Source organism: Agrobacterium sp. CGMCC 11546, assembly GCF_013365515.1.
Lineage (GTDB): Bacteria > Pseudomonadota > Alphaproteobacteria > Rhizobiales > Rhizobiaceae > Agrobacterium > Agrobacterium fabrum.
In genome coordinates this window covers 993,412-1,011,980 of record NZ_CP047388.1, presented here as the reverse complement: position 1 = coordinate 1,011,980, position 18,569 = coordinate 993,412, and the positions used below count along the sequence as shown (strand labels likewise).

The following is an 18,569-nucleotide window of genomic DNA, read 5'->3' as shown; positions in this document are numbered from 1 at the left end:
CTTAACGCTGGCGCGTCAGAGGCAAATCGGCTAGATTCGCGGATATGGAAACAGCGCCGCTGGACAGTCAGGACGAACTCACTGCTTTGCGCGCACTGGTCGCCGAACAGGCGGCAAAGCTTGAGAGCCAGGAAGCCGAGGTCATCAAGCGAGACTCCATCATAGGGCTTCTTCGCGCGCAACTGGAGCTTCTCCGACATCGGCAGCATGGCGCCTCTTCGGAAAAGATCGACCGGAAGATAGAGCAGTTCGAACTGATGCTGGAGGAGATTGAGGCTTCCCGTGCCGAGGCTGAACTGCGCGCCGGGAAAACACCCTTGCCGGATTTGGACGACGCGCCGGACAAGCCGAAGCGCAAACCATTGCCCGATGGTCTCGCCACCGAAGAGCTGATCTATGAGGCTCCCTGTAATTGCCCGACCTGCGGTGGCACCTCGTTCCTGAAGGCGCCCGACAGGGTGGTTCAGGTGCTGGAACACGTGCCGGCGTCGGTCAAGATTGTCCGGCATGTGGAAAAGCGCATGATCTGCCGGGAATGCGATACGACGGTGGCTGGCGAGATGCCGACCTTGCCGATCGAGCGCGGCAAGCCCGGGCCGGGACTGCTCGCCCATATCATGGTCTCCAAGTTCGATGATCACATTCCGCTTTACCGTCTCTCAGAGATGTATGATCGGCTGGGAATAGACATATCGCGCTCCGTGATGGCCGACTGGGTCGGCCGCGTATCCGCTTTGCTGACACCCATCATCTTGTTGATCAGGGCCCATATCGCAGCACTCGACCGAATACATACGGACGATACCCCGGTCGATGTTCTCGACCCCGGACGGGGCAAGACAAAAACCGGCAGGGTCTGGGTCTACGTCTTCGACGGCAGTGGCTATCAATCCGCCACTCCCGCAGCCATCGCCTATTACTATAGCCCTGACCGCAAGGGGGCGCATCCGGCTGACCACCTGGCAAGCTTCAGCGGCGTCATGCATGCCGACGGCTATGGGGGCTACAAAAAACTCTACGGCAACCAGATCGTTGAGGCCGCCTGCATGGCGCATGTGCGCCGCAAGTTCCATGATGTGATCAAGCTGAAGTCGTCACCGATCGCGGAGGAAGCGCTGTCGCGCATTGGAGCGCTCTACGATATCGAGAACCGGATCCGCGGCATGTCGGCTGATGAGCGTCGTACCCTGCGCCAACACCACGCGAGACCCGTTCTGGACGAACTCAAGGCCTGGATCGAGGCGACACTCTCAACTTTGCCGCAGAAGCAGAAGCTTGCCGAGGCGATGCGATACGCCCTGTCGCGATGGGCAGCCTTGAGCGTCTACATCGACGATGGCCGGGTCGAAATCGACAACAACATCGCCGAAAGAGCCATGAGACCGCTTGGAATTGGCCGGAAGAACTGGATGTTTGCCGGCTCGGATAAGGGCGGTGAGCGCATCGCCAACATTCTGACCATCATCGAGACGGGCAAACTGCACGGCCATAATCCGGAGGTCTACCTGACAGACGTCCTGACCCGGATCCGGGATCACCCCAAGGATCGACTTGAAGACCTGCTGCCCTGGAACTGGGCGTCGGCAAAAGCTCGACACGAGGCTGTCTGATGGCTCGCTCAAGGTTTATCTACACACTCAGCCAAGTCGCCGGCATGATCAGCGAGAACCTCGAACTGATCGAGGAAATCACCGCAAACTTCGACAACATCTCCGAAGGCGAACTGGTTTACGTCAGTGATGGCAGTGAGGATGGCACGAAGGGTCTGACCCCGAACGGCATCGAAGAGCTTCAAAGCCTGCTCGCCGACATCAGGACGTGGGACGGCGGTATCCGCGAGTTCCTCATCGAGACACAATGCGATCCTGAGATAATCGACCGCATCATGGTCGATGAGATGAAACGCGGCCTATAGCATCCATCTCTCCACAGCCGAAAATGCGTCCGCCGGACGCTCACAATCGAAACTTGTCCCGGGTCCTGAGTTACGCGGCGACTCGCTGTAGAATACACCCTATCGGCGGCAGGGCAGTATTGATCGTCGATAGGACGTTCGTACAGGAGGGCTGAAACCCGCTTGCCTCTTATCTTTGCCGTGACACGCGCTAAGAAGCGGCTCTGCCCAGGCGCGAGGACGTAGCTAGGCTTCCGGGGTCTCTGATAGCCTGAAACATTGTCATTCCCGGCAGCCCTTTCCTTGCGCCAGCGTGCAAAGCTTCCGCCAACGCGAAGATAACGGTAGCGTTTTTGTTGCGTCATCTCCCAGACCGCAGCCAGCGCTTCATCCGGCCAATCAACCATTTCGTGATTGTCGAATATTCCACACAACATGTAGTTTAGAACCGCTTCCGCGTTTTCAATCGGGTCCGTTTCGACGTAGGGCAAAGAAAACTTTCGTCTCAAATACGCCTGCGCTGCGCTCAGATCACCAGGAGGCAATCGGCAGACGAAATGTGCATGCAAGTCGATGGCTTTTTGATTTTCGTCATATCGAAAATGCAAAGCTAGCGCCAATAACTCAAAATGGTGCTTTTTGCGCAGCTCACTGAAGTGCTGATTGATATCGGCATTGAAGCGTTCGACATCAGTGACAAGCTCGGACACTCTGGCTTTGCAGCCTGTCAGGGAGATGTTCCAGAAGTGGCAATCTCGAAGCCCATCTTCTTTGGCAAATTCGCCGAACTGGCTGACCAGTTCGATGTCCCGGCCAACGGCGTTGTTTCGAAAGATGCGCCCCCCTTTAGACGCTCTACCGATCTCCAGGAGTTCCGGCCTGGCACCGTCTTGGGGTACTGTGATCAGATACCGTTCCGCTTCCGACCTGAACGGCTTGAAGCCCAAGCCTTCGAGGCGATCTGCAAGCTGTCGGACAAGGATGTGGTTTGCCGGACGTCTTCCTTCCGCCTGCTTCGAATGTCGTTTTTTCTGGCTCATGTACTGTGGTTTTTGTAACGCGATGGAATAGCGTCACCGCAGGTGTGGCCACAGTCAAGCCTTTTGGAAAGCCTTAAGATACGGACTCAAGTCAAGACCGGTCGGCAATGGCATTGCCCGAAGGACTTCGATTTCCTCTGTCTTCAGGTGCTTCTTGCCATATCTACGCGACACCGTTTTAAGCCTGTGACCACTTTGCAGGTCATGGGTGCGCTCATCAACGTGAGCGAGACGCATGGCATCTTTCGCGTTGTGTCGAGTGCTGTGGAACGTATTTTCGAGCGTCTTGTGAATTCCCACCTTCTTCAGCATGCGATTCATACGCTTGCTAGCTGCATCAGCGGGGTCCTCTACGCGGTCTTTCCCATGATAGAATGCGGCTGGAAAAACATAGTCTGAGGCGTCTCGGCTGCGGACATAGTCGATGAACCCGGTCTGCTCAAATATTTCGTGCAACGCGATGAGTCGACGGCTCGGCTTGTTCTTTATCTGGCGCTTTTCCTTAGCCCCATTCTCCCCCGTCAAGTCGGTCCTGAGATCGACGACCCAGTACCGCTCCCCACTCGGCCCCATCATCGGATACAAATCCTTCCCTTGAAGGAAAATGAGTTCGCCTACGCGGGCACCGGTAATCGCGCCCAGGAGTGGCAGCCATTTCTCGTCCGCGCGTTTTTGCTTGACCGCATGTACGAACCACTTGTTCAAATCATCCACCTCGAAAGGAAGTCGATCTGTAGATTCCTTTGCATCGCGCGGTATACGAATAATTACATCGGTTAAAGGCGAACGAAACTGATGCTGTGCTGCCATATCCCGGAAGAACATCCTAAGCGGAGACAGGTAATTATCTTCGATACTTTTTCCAACCAGCGTGTCTAATCGTTTGTCTGGATCAAGCTGCGCATTATAATCTGCCGCTTCTTGCCTAGTCTTACCGCGCAACTCAGGAATCTTGGAATAATTTGATGGAACGCGCGAAAGGAGGTTCGCAAATTTCTGAAAATCGAAAAATTCATACTTATTGACCGGCCTGTCTCCGGCAAAATCCTTGAAGTCAGTTATTCGATTCTGGTCTGTTCGAACCTTCTTGGCATCGATACCCTCGTGGTATCGAATGTCGTTCGTCCATTCTTCCAATGCATCCGAGAGTAGGGGCCGCGCAGGTCCCCCATCGAGCGATAGAGCAACCATCTTTGCAAGGCCATCAAGCTCAGCTCTCACGTCCTTTATGCCGCCAGCCTCAATCGTCCGAGCCCGCTCCTGGACCTCTCGGATTTGCTCGCCGACTATTTTCAATTTGGCTTCGATTTCCTTTTCGCGCTGGAACGACTCCTTCTGATGCCTCAGCCTGAAGGCTTTCAGTTCCTTTTGACGAACATTTTCCTGGAGAGCGAGCGTTTCCACCGCTTCATCAACGGTAGCGGTAAGCATTTCCACGAGCTGCTCGATTATGAGACCGCGCAAGTCCACCATTTTCATCCCGCTCAATTCATTGCTTCGAACGGCGATGAATAACTGTTCCGCCTGACCAGCGAGTAAACGCGCGATCTTTTGTGCTCGACTGACACCGACGCAACCCAACGCAAGGCGAATTGGTGTCTTACCCAGCTTGTCTGTCAAATCAGAGGGAACGCGTATCTGAAAGCGGAAGCGACTGCCCGATCTCGTCAAATACATCGAATTTCCTGGTACAACGTGAGGTACAAAACCCAGTCACGAGCCCATTTTAAAGGAGAAATTCAACGGTTCAGAATGGCGGAGAGGGTGGGATTCGAACCCACGATACCCTTGCAGGTATGCCGCATTTCGAGTGCGGTGCATTCGACCACTCTGCCACCTCTCCGCATGCGCGAACGCTTGCGTTGCGCGCTCCTCATAAACATCAATGGCCAGACTGACAAGCGGAATTTGGTGTTTATGTCACAAATTATTCGTCATGCACGAGGTCAGGAAGACGGCTTGGGAGTCTGGTTGTTGAGTGAGTATTTTTCGGGTGACGCGCATTGGCATTACACGTTGCACGCCGCGTTCTTACGGCATGTTCACATGCCGCTTAAAGCGCCGCAGGAATCAATAGATAAAAGAATGTGAATAAAAAATACCATACGCATGGCGAAGTCCTGCCAAAGCCACTCATCGCCTCAGGGCCGGCAATAGAAGAAAGGGAGATATAGCCGCTAGATAAACCGGAAAGGCAGGCCCGAGATGAGCGCCTTGACGAAACGCTTTTTCTGAAAGCGCCCGTTCAACGAAACGCGCGGCAGCTGCGCCGGCTTTTCGAGGCTATGTGGACCGAGAACACCGGCCTGCGTGGTGACCGCCACGGAAAAGCCCGCCTCCGACACCGCTTTCGCTTCGCGCTCACCCACGGCCCTGACCCAGCCATAGGGATAAGAGAAGGATTGCGGCCGCTGGCCGACATAAGCCTCTACCCGGCGTGTCGATTCCTCGATCTCATGGACGAGGCGTGTTGCATCGATCTTGCGCATATTCACATGCGTCATAGTATGCGCGCCAAAATGCACGAGCGGATCGTTCGACAGCGTCGTGAGTTCGGCCGCATCCATGACGAGGTCATCCACGATCGCGATGGGGTCGATGCCATACTGCCTCGCGACGCGATCGATCCTTTCCACCGCTTCATCTTCCGGGGATTCCTGGACGAAGTTTTCAAGCCGGGCGAACGCCTCCACCTTCTGTGACGGCGTGGCACATTCCACCTGCTCCGGCCCTGCACCAAAATCAAATTCGAACGATGTGACCTTCTTCGTCAGAGCCGCCGCCGTTTCCCACCACACACTGCGGCTCCGCTCGATAAAACCCGGCGTGATGAAAATTGTGTAGGGAACGGCGTATTTGCGGAAGATCGGCGCAGCATGTTCGGCATTGTTGCGATAGCCGTCATCGAGCGTAAAAGCACAAAACGACCTGACTTCGCTGGTGTCGGCAAGCAGAGCCGGCAGATCATGCAGATGAACGGGCACGAGACCGGATTCGAGCGCGGCCTTTATGGCCTCTTCCAGAAATTGCGGCGTGACGGACAATTGCACATTCGGCGCAAAAGCCGAAACCGCCTGCCCCGGGCGCACATGGTGAAGCGTGAAGATCACGCCACGCCCGGCAAGTGATGGAAATGCCGAGCGGACAGGAGGAAGAGAACTCACCTCCAGCCCCGCCCTTATGGCCCCATATTTCACAAAGCGTTTGACCGGCGGCAACATGGCCCTTGCCGATTGTCCTGACGCCAGGGCGGGAAGGATGCGTTTTTTCAACACCCGCAAGGCCGTCAGCGGCAGATCGATCATGCCCGGCAAGGGATCGTTCGGTGCAAAAGCGGCCCAGCTGCGGATCCTGCCAAGGGAGGCGAGATAATCGCCAAGTCTCGCCTGCCCTCTTCGTGTTAACGTGAAAGCGGCAACGGCATCGCGGACAAGATAGGACCAGGACGTACCTTGCCGCGCGATGACCGCCTGCCCGGTGGGCATGTCATTGGCCACCCGCCACAATAGGCCGCCAAGATCGATGCCGGCAGCCGAACAAAGGCCGAACCACGACCAAGGGCGTGGATTGACATCGAGGAGTTTCAGCGCCCCATCCCTGCCGTCAAGTTTGAATTCCACTTCGACCAGCCCGCTGTGGCCCGCCGATTTCAATATTTTCCGGGCCGCCTCGATCGCTTGGCGGTTATCAACGACCTCGACACGGGTGCTGGTATAACCGAAATCAACGGGATATTGCCTTGCGCGCCGCGCGGTAAATTCGGCGATAGGTTCACCGTTCAGCCACAGGGCCGCATAGGAAAACTGGCTTTCGCCTCCACCCGGAATGAGTTCCTGAACGACGACATTGTCAGGACCGATCTCTTCACTCGCATCGACGAAAGCCGCTTTCAACTCCTCTCGGTCATCGGCGCGGATAACTTTCGCCCGGGCGATCGAAGTGTTGCCGCCCCCCATATGCGGCTTGAGAATGACGGGAAACATCACATCCAGCCCGTCGATATCGGCAGCCGATGTCAGCGCATAGGTTCGGGGGATGCTGACGCCGAGTTCCGCCGCACGTTTATAGAGCAGCGGTTTTTCACACAGCCACTGCAGGTTCGTCCACTCCGGCAGAATGATTTTGTAAAGCGCCGAAAGCTCCTCGCGATGCTGCGAAACAAGCTGAACCTCACCATCGCCCGATGGCACCAGCAGACAGCCCTTCAGGCCCGGTTTTTCAGCCATTTCACGCAGAAATGCCATCGCCCCGTCATCATGCGGACCGGCCCAGCGGATTGTTTCCCGCACGAAGCGCGACCAGCCCGGCAGCGGTGAATCATGGGTGAGATAATAGACGGGCACATTCAGGACACCGAGGCTGCGGGCAAGGGCAAGCGTGCCGTGAGCGCCGCCGATAATAACAACACCTGGAATGGTCAAAGCCTGATCCCCGTCCTATTCCACATCTTGATCGCAAAAATTGATAAATAAATTGGATATTTCTAAAGTATTGAGTGAATGATTATCCGTTCGCGAGAAGGCAAAAGCGCCATGCTCTTCGGTGTTTTAGCCGGCGCTTGAGAATTTGCTTTGAAAAGAACGGGGGCTTCACGCCTCCTTGCGCACCGGGCGTGGCTCGCCATTCTCATCCACGGCAACCATGATGAAGACGGCTTCCGTGACCTTGTCGCGTGAATCCTGATAGTGCCTGCGGGTCCATGCCTCAATCTTCAGCGTGACGGACGTGCGGCCGATCTTTTCGATCCGCGTGTAGACACACAGCGTATCGCCGATCTTGACCGGCTTCTTGAAGACTATTTCATGGACTGCCACGGTCACGGTGCGGCCACCGGCCACATCATTGGCGCGGACGAAAGCGGCAAGGTCCATCTGCGACATGACCCAGCCGCCGAAAATATCGCCGGCCGGATTGGCATCGGCGGGCATGGCAAGCGTTCTGAGCGTGAGTTCCATATCGGCGGGCGGTTGCTGATCCATGTCTTGAATTCCTTTCACAAACCTCCCGCTGCCGGACTTAAACAACCCCGTCCTTTCAGCCAATAGCCGATTTGTCGCGGCAGCCCCTCCAAAACAGCAAGGAATAACAGAGCCATCGTAAGCTTCGGTTAACCATGATGGGGCACGATTCCAAAAAACGCGGGGGCGTGCAAATGGCCTATGACTGGAGTGGAAATAACACGATACAGCGGCGCTACGACCAGATTGTCCTGGCGGTCGCCGGCATCCTCGCCATCAGCCTGGCGACAGGCACCCTTGCGCTACGACCGCAGACGGAGCCGACAACCACGGTAAGCCTCGACAAACAGCCGCGGCTTAACTCAGAAAAATGGCATTTGCGGCTCTGATCAGCAGCCATGAGCCGACCCGTGGCCTCGCGACTTATTGCGACGTGCCGTCTTGTTTCGGGCTGGTTTCCTTCTGGGAGGCGTGGTCAAGATGGGCCACAGCCGGAGCAAGGACTGAAAGAAAAGTCTCCGACCGGCCGATATAGATGATCGCCGCGCCTTCCATCCCGTTCAGAACCTGCGCCAACGTATCCTGCGTCTGTTTTTCCAGACCTTCCAGCAAATCGTCGATCACAACGAATTTCGGCTTCAAAAGCAGGGCATTGGCAATGCGGATGCTGGCCTGCTCATCCGAATCGAGTTTCTTGTCCCAGCGGATGTTTTCGTCGAGACGGGAAGTCATTTCCCCGAGCCCGCATGCGGTCAGTGCCGCGACGTAATCCGCATCGGTGAAACGCTGGGGCGCACGCGGATAGGCCAGGATTTCGCGCAGCGAACCCGCCGGCAGATAACCGTGCTGGGCAATGAACAGCGTGTCGGATTGTTCGGGCATCTCGATCCTGCCCTGCCCCCAGGGCCACAGGCCCGCCATGGCGGCAAACAGCAGCCGCCGGTTCACACCCTGTTCGCCGTTGATCATCAGCCGTTCGCCAGGCCCGATCCCGACCTCGTTCTCCCGCAGCCGGAAGCCGCGTTCCACATCCTGCCCGCCCGCATCACGGCAGATGATCACCGATTGCAGGCGGATTTTTTCATTCTCCACGCTGCGCTGCAGGTCGATCGCTAGGCCGTGCTGCTCCACGCTGTCCATCTGGATAAGCGCATTGCGAAACACCGAAACGCGCTGCAAGGTCGCCTTCCAGCTGGCGATAGGGCCGAAATTGTCAATATACCAGCGCAGCGCCGTATTGACCTGGTTGAAAGCGCCAACGGCCATCATAAGCCCGCCGAAGGTGAGGTTGCCGGAAAAATAGACCGGCGCGGCAATCAGGATCGGCGCCACCACCGCTAGCCAACCGTAACCCGCCGATACCCATGTGAGATGCGTCAGCGCCATGGCAAGCCCGCGAATGACGCCGAGCACCGCATCGATATCGATGCCGATCCGCCGCCGTTCATTCTTTTCGCCGCGAGCAAGCGCAATGGCGGCAAGATTTTCGCTGGCCCGCATCAGGGAAAAGCGCAATTCCGCCTCTTTGGAATAACGCTCGGCATTCAGCCCCACCAACCGGTAACCAACGAGGTTGCTGAGCAGCGAGGCGGACCCGGCGTAGAAGATCGCCGCCCAGACCATATAGCCTGGGATCGCATAGGTATCGCCGCTGATGGTGATGGCAAAACCGGCCGAGAGCGACCAGAGGACGCCAATAAAGCTGACGAGAATAATAGTCGCATTCACCAGACCGATCGAAAGCGCCGTGCTGCTTTCCGCAAGATTGCGGACATCGTCATGCAGGCGCTGATCCGGATTGATCGAAATCGTGCCGAAACCGGCCAGACGCGCGGCGCGACCCGGTTTCAGCCATTGATCGACCATATCCTTGGCCAGACCCTCGCGCATGTTCAGCGCCGTCATCTGGTTGAGCCATGTCTGGATGACGTTGAGGAGAAGCAGCAGCCCGGCGATGATTGCGAAAACTTCGAGCTGATGAATGAAGGCATCGAGATCGCGCCGCTCAAGCGCGTTGTAAAACGGCGCATTCCATTCATTGAGCCTGATCTGCCCGTAGGCGGTGAGCAATATCACCGTGAGCAGCGCAATCGACAGCAAGATCAGCCGGTTGCGCACCGGCGATGTCCAGAAGGCACTCCCCATCATCCGCAGCTGCGCCGGAAAATCGAGATCGAAACCCGAAAGGTTCGCCGCGCTCTTGCGCTGGTCGTCGGTCACCGTTGTTGCCATTCATTCCATTCCGAAACGTCAATCGGCAAAGAAAGCGGGTCGCGATTCTGCGCCTTGCGATGCCAAGCAATAACACGCCGTTCGACCTTGTCCACAATCCCGGCGAAATCTCAGCGGCGATGATTGATAAGCCCGGACCATTCTTTCTGCGGCAGACAGCGCGGCCTCAACCAACAATGTTCTACCCCCGGAAATGATCCTTGCTTTCTTTTCCTGCATTGCACAAAATCCCGTTAATTTCAGAGGGGCGGACAACCGCATAAACCGGAAAACCGGGCAAGGCAGATTAATGGCGATCAAAGCGAGCATCTATCATCTGACGCATTATAAATATGACAATCCGGTTCGCCTTGGACCACAAATCATCAGATTAAAGCCCGCCTCGCACTCCAGAACCCACGTCATCAGCCATTCGCTCAAGGTTTCACCCTCCAATCACTTCGTGAACCTTCAGCAGGATCCCTACGGCAATTACCTCGCCCGCTTCGTTTTTCCCGAGCCGGCAACGGAGTTCAAGATCGAGGTCGATCTTGTCGCCGATATGACCGTTTACAATCCATTCGACTTCTTCGTGGAGGAAGAGGCGACAAAATGGCCCTTCGATTATCCGCAGGAATTGCGCGATGATCTCTCCATCTACACGAAGCCGGAGCCGACCGGCCCTCTGCTCGCCGCCTTCATGGCCACCGTCGACCGAACCCCGGAGCAGCCGACGGTGGACATGGTCGTTGGTCTCAATGCCCGCCTGCAGCAGGAAATCGGTTACGTCATCCGCATGGAGCCGGGCGTCCAGACGCCAGAGGAGACGCTCGCTTCCGGCAAGGGATCGTGCCGCGACACCAGCTGGCTGCTGGTGCAGGTGCTGCGGCATCTCGGCCTTGCTGCCCGTTTCGTGTCGGGATACCTCATCCAGCTGACACCCGACCTCAAGGCGCTCGACGGCCCCTCGGGTACCGAGGTGGATTTTACCGATCTGCATGCCTGGGCCGAGTTTTACATGCCCGGCGCCGGCTGGATCGGTCTTGACCCGACCTCCGGGCTCCTGACGGGTGAAAGCCATATTCCGCTGGCGGCGACACCGCATTATCGCAATGCCGCACCGATTTCGGGCGGTTATTTCGGCCATGCCAATACGGAATTCGCCTTCGACATGCAGGTCCGGCGTGTTGCCGAGACACCGCGTATCACCAAACCCTTTTCGGATGAAAGCTGGGAGAACCTCAACGCACTCGGTGAAAAGGTCGACGGGGTTCTGAACGCGCAGGACGTCCGCCTGACCATGGGCGGCGAGCCGACTTTCGTTTCCATCGACGATTTCGAGGCCGATGAATGGAACACCGGCGCGGTCGGGCCGACGAAACGAGAGAAGGCGGACAAATTGATCCGCCGTCTGCGCGAGCGTTTCGCCCCCGGCGGCTTTCTGCATTACGGTCAGGGCAAATGGTATCCAGGTGAAACCCTGCCGCGCTGGACCTTTTCGCTCTACTGGCGAAAGGACGGCCTGCCGATCTGGCAGAACCCGGCGCTGATAGCCGAGGAAGGCGCAGATACCGGCGTCAAGGCCGAGGATGCGCAGAAGCTGTTGGGCGGTATCGCCACACAGCTTGGCATTGAGCCTGATCTGGTGCTGCCAGCCTATGAGGATCCTGCAGAATGGATCATCAAGGAAGGCAGCTTGCCCGATAATGTCGACCCGTCCAATTCCAGACTGAAAGACCCGGAAGAGCGCAACCGCATCGCCCGCGTCTTCGAACGCGGTTTGACGACGCCTACCGGCTACATCCTGCCGGTACAGGCATGGAATGCGCGCGCCGCCGGCGAACGCTGGATCAGCGAAAAATGGAATACGCGGCGCGGCAAGATTTTCCTCGTTCCGGGCGACAGCCCGGTCGGTTACCGCCTGCCGCTCGGCACCCTGCCCTATGTGCCACCATCGGCCTACCCCTATATCCATGAGGCCGACCCTTCGATCCCCAGAGGGCCGCTTCCAGATGTCTTAACGCCCTCCGGCCGCGCCATGCCCGAAGCCTCGTTCCATGCGAACGAAGGAGCCGGGCAGGAACGCATCGAGCAGACGCTGGGTGAAATCGGCGGCGCGGTGCGCACCGCCCTGTCGGTGGAACCGCGTGACGGAAGACTTTGCGTTTTCATGCCGCCGGTGGAGCGCATCGAGGATTATCTCGAACTGATCGCGGCAGCGGAAGCGGCTGCAACCGAACTTGGACTGCCAGTCCATATCGAGGGTTATGCGCCGCCGCATGACGAACGTATCAATGTCATCCGCGTCGCGCCCGATCCCGGTGTGATCGAGGTCAACATCCACCCCGCCGCAAGCTGGAAGGATTGCGTCGATATCACCACGGCAGTTTATGAGGAGGCGCGCCAGACGCGTCTCGGCGCCGACAAATTCATGATCGACGGCCGCCACACCGGCACCGGCGGCGGTAACCATGTGGTGGTGGGCGGCGCGAACCCGAATGACAGCCCCTTCCTGCGCCGGCCCGATCTTCTCAAAAGCCTCGTGCTGCACTGGCAGCGGCATCCGTCGCTCTCCTACCTCTTCTCCGGTCTGTTCATCGGCCCGACAAGCCAGGCGCCGCGCATCGACGAAGCCCGCCACGACAGTCTCTACGAGCTGGAAATTGCGCTGGCGCAGGTGCCCGCCCCCGGCGACGGCGTTCCGCCTTTGCCATGGCTGGTCGACCGGCTGTTCCGCAATCTGCTGACGGATGTAACGGGCAATACGCACCGCGCCGAGATTTGCATCGACAAGCTGTTTTCGCCTGATGGGCCGACCGGTCGTCTCGGCCTGGTTGAGTTCCGTGGTTTCGAAATGCCGCCGAATGCGCGCATGTCGCTCGCCCAGCAATTGCTGGTGCGCGCGCTGATCGCCCGCTTCTGGAAAAATCCGGCCGCCGGCAAATTCGTGCGCTGGGGCACCGCGCTCGCGGACCGTTTCATGCTGCCGCATTATATCTGGACGGATTTCCAGGATGTGCTCGCCGACCTCAGGGAAAACGGCTTCGACGTGAAACCGGAATGGTTCACAGCCCAGCAGGAATTCCGTTTCCCCTTCTTCGGCGAAGTGGAATATGAGGGTGCGAAGCTTGAGCTGCGTCAGGCGCTGGAACCTTGGCATGTGATGGGTGAACAGGGCGCAATCGGCGGCACCGTGCGTTTTGTCGATTCCTCCGTGGAGCGCCTGCAGGTGCGGCTGGAAACCTCCAACCCTTCTCGTTACAACGTCGCCTGCAACGGCCGTGCCGTGCCGCTGACGCCAACGGAAAACCGCAGTGTCGCGGTCGCCGGCGTGCGCTTCAAGGCGTGGCAGCCCTCTTCCGGTCTGCATCCCGTCCTGCCCGTCAATTCACCCTTGACCTTTGACATTTATGATACATGGTCGAGGCGATCGATCGGCGGATGCATCTATCATGTTGCTCATCCGGGCGGGCGCAATTACGAGACGTTTCCTGTCAACGGCAACGAGGCCGAGGCTCGCCGCCTTGCCCGTTTCGAACCATGGGGACATACGGCCGGGCAATATCCGCTGATGGCGGAAACCGTGTCGCCAGAATTTCCGCTGACGCTCGATCTGCGCCGGCCATACGGAGTGTAAATTGTCCAAAGCCCCGGCAACGGAACGCAAGACGGAAACGACCGCGCGACCGCGCGGGCTGGATTACTCTACCTTGCCTGGCGTTGCCGACGAAATGCTCGATACCAACGGTGAGGTGAGGCCGGTCTGGAAGACCCTGCTAGCCGCCCTGTCACGCATGTCGGAGCGGGAACTGCACGAGCGTTTTGCCCGCACCGACCGTTATCTGCGCGATGCCGGCGTGTTCTACCGCGACTACGGCAAGGGCAGCAGCGAAAGAAACTGGCCGATCTCACATATTCCTGTCCTGATCGACGACCGGGAATGGACGGTTCTTTCCGAAGGGCTGAAACAGCGCGCCAATCTTCTCGAAGCCATGGTTGCCGATTTTTACGGCGAGAACCGGCTGGTGAAGGAAGGTTACGTGCCGCCGGCGCTGATCGCCTCCAATCCGGAATATCTGCGACCAATGGTCGGCGTGAAGCCGGCAAGTGGGCATTATCTGCATTTCTGTTCGTTTGAAATCGGCCGCGGACCCGACGGCAACTGGTGGGTGCTGGCCGACCGCACCCAGGCACCTTCCGGCGCGGGTTTTGCGCTTGAAAACCGGGTAGCCACCACCCGTGCGCTGTCCGATATCTACGCGGAAACCCATGTCCATCGTCTCGCCTCGTTTTTCGGCGCTTTCCGCGATGCACTGCAGGCGCACAGGAAGCATCCCGACGAACGGATCGCCGTTCTGACGCCCGGACCCGCCAACGAGACCTATTTCGAACACGCCTATATCGCCCGTTATCTCGGTTTCATGTTGCTGGAAGGCGAGGACCTGACCGTCGTCAACGGCCGCGTCATGGTCAGAACCGTGGCCGGACTGAAACCGATCGGCGTGTTGTGGCGACGTCTCGACGCCTCCTATTCCGATCCGCTGGAACTCAACCAGCACTCCCATATCGGCACGCCCGGCATGGTGCAGGCGCTGCGCAATGAGGCGCTCACCGTCGTCAACGCGCTTGGCAGCGGCATTCTCGAAACGCGGGCGCTGCTCGCCTTCATGCCACGCGTCTGCCGCCACATTTTGGGCGAGGAACTGAAACTGCCCTCCATCGCCACCTGGTGGTGCGGACAGGAATCCGAACGCCGCCACGTTGCCGGCAATATTGAAGGCATGGTCATCGGCCCGGCCTATTCGCGGCTGCCTTTCTTTGATGATAACGGCCAATCCGTGCTCGGCTCCTCGTTGCGCGAAACGGCAAAGGAATCGATCAGCGACTGGCTTGCCTCCGACGGCCACAGGCTGGTGGGCCAGGAAGTGGTGAAGCTTTCAACCACCCCGGCCTATATCGACAACAAGCTCGTGCCACGGCCGATGAGCCTTCGTGTATTTGCCGCCCGTACCCAGGATGGCTGGCAGATCATGCCGGGCGGTTTTGCCCGCATCGGCAGCGGTGACGATGTGTCCGCCATCGCCATGCAATCTGGCGGCAGCGCGGCGGATGTCTGGATCGTCAGCGACAAACCCGTGGAACGCACCACGCTTCTGCCGGCGGAAGAAAGCTTTATCCGCAACATGCCGGGCAGCCTGCCCAGCAGGGCTGCAGACAATCTCTTCTGGCTCGGGCGTTATATCGAACGTTCGGAAGGCGCGCTGCGCATCCTGCGTGCCTGGCACGGACGTTATGCGGAATCCGCCGATCCGCGCCAGCCGCTGCTCGCCCATGTGACGGGTTATCTCGAAGCGCTCGACGTTGAGATGAACGATGCCGTGCCGGAAAGCCTGCTCAACAACATCAACAGCGCGCTCTATTCCGCCAGCAACATTCGCGACCGCTTTTCGCCGGACGGATGGCTGGCGCTGAACGATCTTGCCAAGACCGCCCGCCGTTTCCATGCCAAGGTGGCGCCGGGTGATGACGCCACCCATGCCATGACGATCCTGTTGCGCAAGCTTGCCGGTTTTGCCGGTCTTGTGCACGAAAACATGTATCGCTTCACCGGTTGGCGTTTCCTGTCGATCGGCCGTTATCTCGAACGCGGCCTGCATATGACGCGGCTTCTCGGCCATATGACCGGGCCGGATGCGCCCGATGGTTCCTATGACATGCTGCTTGAAATCGGCGACAGCGTCATGACCCATCGCCGCCGCTACAACGTCAATACAGCGGGTCTGACCGTAACCGATCTCCTGGCACTCGATCCGCTCAATCCCCGCTCGATCCTGTTTCAGCTGAACGAAATCCGCACCGAAGTGGAGCAGCTTCCGAATGCCTTCGTCAACGGCCAGATGTCGCCCTTCTATCGCGAGGCGATGCGTCTGCATTCCGGGCTCGCCGTGATGACGCCGGAAAACATGAACGGCGCAATCTATCGCCAGCTGGAAACCGACATGGAACATCTTTCCGATGTTCTGGCCCGCACCTATCTTGGATAATCCTATGCTTTACGATCTTTCCCTGCATATGGGTTACACCTACGACACGCCGGCCCACGGCGCGCGCCACATCATCCGCGTTCTGCCGCTCTCCATTCCCGGCCGGCAGCGGCTTGTTGCCGGTTCCATCGACGTTTCACCCACGCCCGAAGAACGGGTCGGTTTCGAGGACTTCTTTCATCAGTCGGCCACCTCGGTGCATCTGCGCGCGCCGCATGAGAAACTCGACATCCGCATGCAGGCACGCGTGATGGTGGAGGCACCGGCGCTGACGGCCGATTTTTCGCCCGAGCTTTCCCGCCTGCCGCAGGAACTTGCCGAGGTCTGGTCGCTCGATTTCCAGTCGCCGCACCATTTCGTCGGTACCAGTCCCAGAATAGGCTCGGACGCGGCGATATCGGCCTATGCCCGGGAGTTGCTGAAGCCGGGAATGACCATTCGCGAAATCGCATTGGCGACGTGCAAACGCATCCATGGGGATTTCACCTATGATGGCGAGGCGACGACAGTGGATACGACACCCTCGGAAGCTTTCAAGCTGAAGAGCGGCGTGTGCCAGGATTTTTCACATATCATGATCATGGCGCTGCGCAGCCTCGGCATTCCCGCCGGTTACGTCAGCGGCTTCCTGCGCACCATTCCCCCGCCAGGCAAGGAGCGGCTGGAAGGGGCCGATGCCATGCATGCCTGGGTCCGTATCTGGTGCGGCGAGGCAACCGGTTATCTGGAACTCGACCCAACAAACAATATCGTCGCCGGAAGTGACCACATCGTCGTTGGTTATGGGCGGGACTATTCCGATGTCGCGCCTGTTATCGGCGTCTTGAAGAGTTACGGCAACCAGCAGATAAAACAGGCCGTCGACGTCATTCCTGTCCAATAATGACACGATGTGTATTATTGCGACCCCCGCGCCAAACAATTCTTGAAAATACTTCGAAAACTGCGTCAATTTGAACGCTGCGTAAAATTGAACCGATCGCGTTAGCGGATTTTACATCGTTTGCGGGTTTCCTGCGCTCAATAGAATATTCTAATCGGTGAGCCTCCAATGACCGTGCCCGCACCTCACAAATCCAAGCGTCGTTTCCTTGCCGATACCAGCGGTAATTTCGGCATGATGACGGCCATATTGCTGCCTGTGTTGCTGGGTGTCGCCGGTGCCGGCATGGAGCTTGCGAATGTCATGCAGGTAAAAGCGGATATGCAGAATACTGCGGATTCTGCAGCACTCGCGGCAGCCACCGAAGCGCGTCTGAGAGAGGGCAAGCTCAGCGACGAACAGATCAAGGAAATTGCCAAGAACTTCATCGCGGCCCAGATGGAAAAGAACCTGACCGCGGAAGAGAAAATCGAACTGGAGAAGAATTCTCCAACCCGTGTCACGGCTACGGAAAATGCACGCGGCAAGACCTACGCCGTTGAAACCACGATCAAACACCAGATACAGCTGAATCCGATGCTCGGTTTTATCGGGGCAAAAACACTCGACCTTTCGGTGACCGGCACCGCAAAAAGCACCATTAACAAGGGCGCACCTATCTCCATGTATCTCGCGCTCGACCGCTCGGGATCGATGTCCTTCAAGACGGATACGGTCGATACGACCAAGACCTCTTGCCAGAACTATACGACTGATAATTGGATCAAATATCCCAACCTGGCCAAGACATCGCCCTGCTATGTCAACAAGGCCGCATCGCTCAAGACCGCCGTCGGGTTCCTCGTCGCAACGTTGAACAAGGCAGATCCGACCTATACCGCAAACGGCGGTTCCGACCTCGTTCGCACGGGTGCCTCGGTCTATACGCACGAGACCTATGCGGCTCAGTCGATTGGCTGGGGTACGAGCGGCGTTGCCAGCTATGTCGACAAACAGATCCCGGAGTTTCCCTCTGGTGGTACGGATGCCCGCAGCAGCCTTAATGCCGCTTACAACGCCCTTAAAAAAGCCAATCCTGACGAAGCGAAATACCACAAAGAGAAAGGCAGTGAATCCTTCGAACGCTATATCGTCCTCATGACCGACGGTGAAATGACGGGAAATAGCGCCGCGTGGAATTCCAGCATCGACCAGTCGGTGCGCACCACCTGCGAGACTGCCAAGAAAGACGGCATCAAGATTTTCAGCGTCGCCTTCATGGCCCCGGACAAGGGCAAGTCACTGCTGCAATATTGCGCTTCCAGCGCCGATAATTATTACGCGCCCGAGAATATGGAGCAGATCGTCACCGCCTTTGGTGAAATCGCGCGCAAGGCCGCCGGCAGCATAGCCACGCTCACCAACTGACGGCAAAGGCCTGAACCGTCCTTTCCCCTGATTGTCTGGCTTCGGAGCGAAGCTTGTCCTCCCTGCATGGCTGGCAGGACAAGCACGGCAGGTGACAGCGGCAGCGGCCCGTGGCATAGGAGGGCCGCTCCA

Annotated in this window: 12 protein-coding genes and 1 tRNA gene; 8 read left to right on the top strand and 5 right to left on the bottom strand. The window is 57.9% G+C overall.

All coding sequences use genetic code 11. From position 1 onward, the window contains the following. Positions 1-44 precede the first annotated feature (44 nt). The 3 genes from GSF67_RS19360 (at position 45) to GSF67_RS19350 (ending at position 2,952) form a co-directional block, all read left to right on the top strand. Complete coding sequence (locus GSF67_RS19360) at positions 45-1,610, top strand: IS66 family transposase (RefSeq protein ID WP_006314922.1); 1,566 nt, start codon at positions 45-47, stop codon at positions 1,608-1,610. Further along, a complete protein-coding gene (locus GSF67_RS26315) occupies positions 1,610-1,915 on the top strand; it encodes a hypothetical protein (protein ID WP_006314923.1) in 306 nt (101 codons plus the stop codon). The genes GSF67_RS19360 and GSF67_RS26315 overlap by 1 nt, the downstream gene beginning before the upstream one ends. 608 nt (positions 1,916-2,523) lie before the next feature. After that, a complete protein-coding gene (locus GSF67_RS19350) occupies positions 2,524-2,952 on the top strand; it encodes a hypothetical protein (RefSeq protein ID WP_035215578.1) in 429 nt (142 codons plus the stop codon). A gap of 36 nt (positions 2,953-2,988) precedes the next feature. Here the strand turns inward: GSF67_RS19350 and GSF67_RS19345 are convergent, their stop codons facing one another. The 4 genes from GSF67_RS19345 to GSF67_RS19330 all read right to left on the bottom strand — a co-directional run bounded on the left by GSF67_RS19345 (position 2,989) and on the right by GSF67_RS19330 (position 7,913). After that, positions 2,989-4,611 (bottom strand): site-specific integrase, encoded by a 1,623-nt coding sequence (locus tag GSF67_RS19345; RefSeq protein ID WP_006313472.1) that lies wholly within the window; start codon positions 4,609-4,611, stop codon positions 2,989-2,991. A gap of 76 nt (positions 4,612-4,687) precedes the next feature. Beyond that, positions 4,688-4,777, bottom strand: a tRNA-Ser gene (locus tag GSF67_RS19340). Positions 4,778-5,111: 334 nt separating this feature from the next. After that, on the bottom strand, positions 5,112-7,355 hold the full coding sequence (locus tag GSF67_RS19335; RefSeq protein WP_006313470.1) for a polysaccharide deacetylase family protein: 2,244 nt from the start codon (positions 7,353-7,355) through the stop codon (positions 5,112-5,114). A gap of 168 nt (positions 7,356-7,523) precedes the next feature. Beyond that, the gene (locus GSF67_RS19330) at positions 7,524-7,913 is read right to left on the bottom strand and encodes an acyl-CoA thioesterase (protein WP_006313469.1); all 390 of its coding nucleotides are present in this window, start codon (positions 7,911-7,913) and stop codon (positions 7,524-7,526) included. A gap of 173 nt (positions 7,914-8,086) precedes the next feature. Between GSF67_RS19330 and GSF67_RS19325 the strand changes: the two genes are divergently transcribed. After that, positions 8,087-8,281 (top strand): hypothetical protein, encoded by a 195-nt coding sequence (locus tag GSF67_RS19325; protein ID WP_035215581.1) that lies wholly within the window; start codon positions 8,087-8,089, stop codon positions 8,279-8,281. Positions 8,282-8,315: 34 nt separating this feature from the next. Here the strand turns inward: GSF67_RS19325 and GSF67_RS19320 are convergent, their stop codons facing one another. Beyond that, on the bottom strand, positions 8,316-10,124 hold the full coding sequence (locus GSF67_RS19320; RefSeq protein WP_006313467.1) for an ABC transporter ATP-binding protein/permease: 1,809 nt from the start codon (positions 10,122-10,124) through the stop codon (positions 8,316-8,318). A 289-nt stretch (positions 10,125-10,413) separates the two neighbouring features. On the opposite strand from GSF67_RS19320, the gene GSF67_RS19315 reads away from it, so the two are divergent. From GSF67_RS19315 to GSF67_RS19300, 4 genes are all read left to right on the top strand, one after another. Then, a complete protein-coding gene (locus GSF67_RS19315) occupies positions 10,414-13,740 on the top strand; it encodes a DUF2126 domain-containing protein (protein WP_006313466.1) in 3,327 nt (1,108 codons plus the stop codon). 1 nt (position 13,741) lies between these two features. Next, positions 13,742-16,147: a circularly permuted type 2 ATP-grasp protein gene (locus GSF67_RS19310; RefSeq protein WP_006313465.1), complete on the top strand. Its 2,406-nt coding sequence runs from the start codon at positions 13,742-13,744 to the stop codon at positions 16,145-16,147. Between the two features lie 4 nt (positions 16,148-16,151). Further along, positions 16,152-17,030: a transglutaminase family protein gene (locus GSF67_RS19305; RefSeq protein ID WP_006313464.1), complete on the top strand. Its 879-nt coding sequence runs from the start codon at positions 16,152-16,154 to the stop codon at positions 17,028-17,030. Between the two features lie 168 nt (positions 17,031-17,198). Further along, on the top strand, positions 17,199-18,437 hold the full coding sequence (locus GSF67_RS19300; RefSeq protein ID WP_006313463.1) for a TadE/TadG family type IV pilus assembly protein: 1,239 nt from the start codon (positions 17,199-17,201) through the stop codon (positions 18,435-18,437). The last annotated feature ends 132 nt before the right edge of the window (positions 18,438-18,569 follow it).

What these genes read in the sequence shown, in the direction of transcription:
- GSF67_RS19345 (WP_006313472.1), bottom strand. Translation starts at nt 4,611, where the DNA reads ATGTATTTGACGAGATCGGGCAGTCGCTTCCGCTTTCAGATACGCGTT.
- GSF67_RS19360 (WP_006314922.1), top strand. Translation starts at nt 45, where the DNA reads ATGGAAACAGCGCCGCTGGACAGTCAGGACGAACTCACTGCTTTGCGC.
- GSF67_RS19300 (WP_006313463.1), top strand. Translation starts at nt 17,199, where the DNA reads ATGACCGTGCCCGCACCTCACAAATCCAAGCGTCGTTTCCTTGCCGAT.
- GSF67_RS19325 (WP_035215581.1), top strand. Translation starts at nt 8,087, where the DNA reads ATGGCCTATGACTGGAGTGGAAATAACACGATACAGCGGCGCTACGAC.
- GSF67_RS19315 (WP_006313466.1), top strand. Translation starts at nt 10,414, where the DNA reads ATGGCGATCAAAGCGAGCATCTATCATCTGACGCATTATAAATATGAC.
- GSF67_RS19350 (WP_035215578.1), top strand. Translation starts at nt 2,524, where the DNA reads ATGGTGCTTTTTGCGCAGCTCACTGAAGTGCTGATTGATATCGGCATT.
- GSF67_RS19305 (WP_006313464.1), top strand. Translation starts at nt 16,152, where the DNA reads ATGCTTTACGATCTTTCCCTGCATATGGGTTACACCTACGACACGCCG.
- GSF67_RS19330 (WP_006313469.1), bottom strand. Translation starts at nt 7,913, where the DNA reads ATGGATCAGCAACCGCCCGCCGATATGGAACTCACGCTCAGAACGCTT.
- GSF67_RS19320 (WP_006313467.1), bottom strand. Translation starts at nt 10,124, where the DNA reads ATGGCAACAACGGTGACCGACGACCAGCGCAAGAGCGCGGCGAACCTT.
- GSF67_RS26315 (WP_006314923.1), top strand. Translation starts at nt 1,610, where the DNA reads ATGGCTCGCTCAAGGTTTATCTACACACTCAGCCAAGTCGCCGGCATG.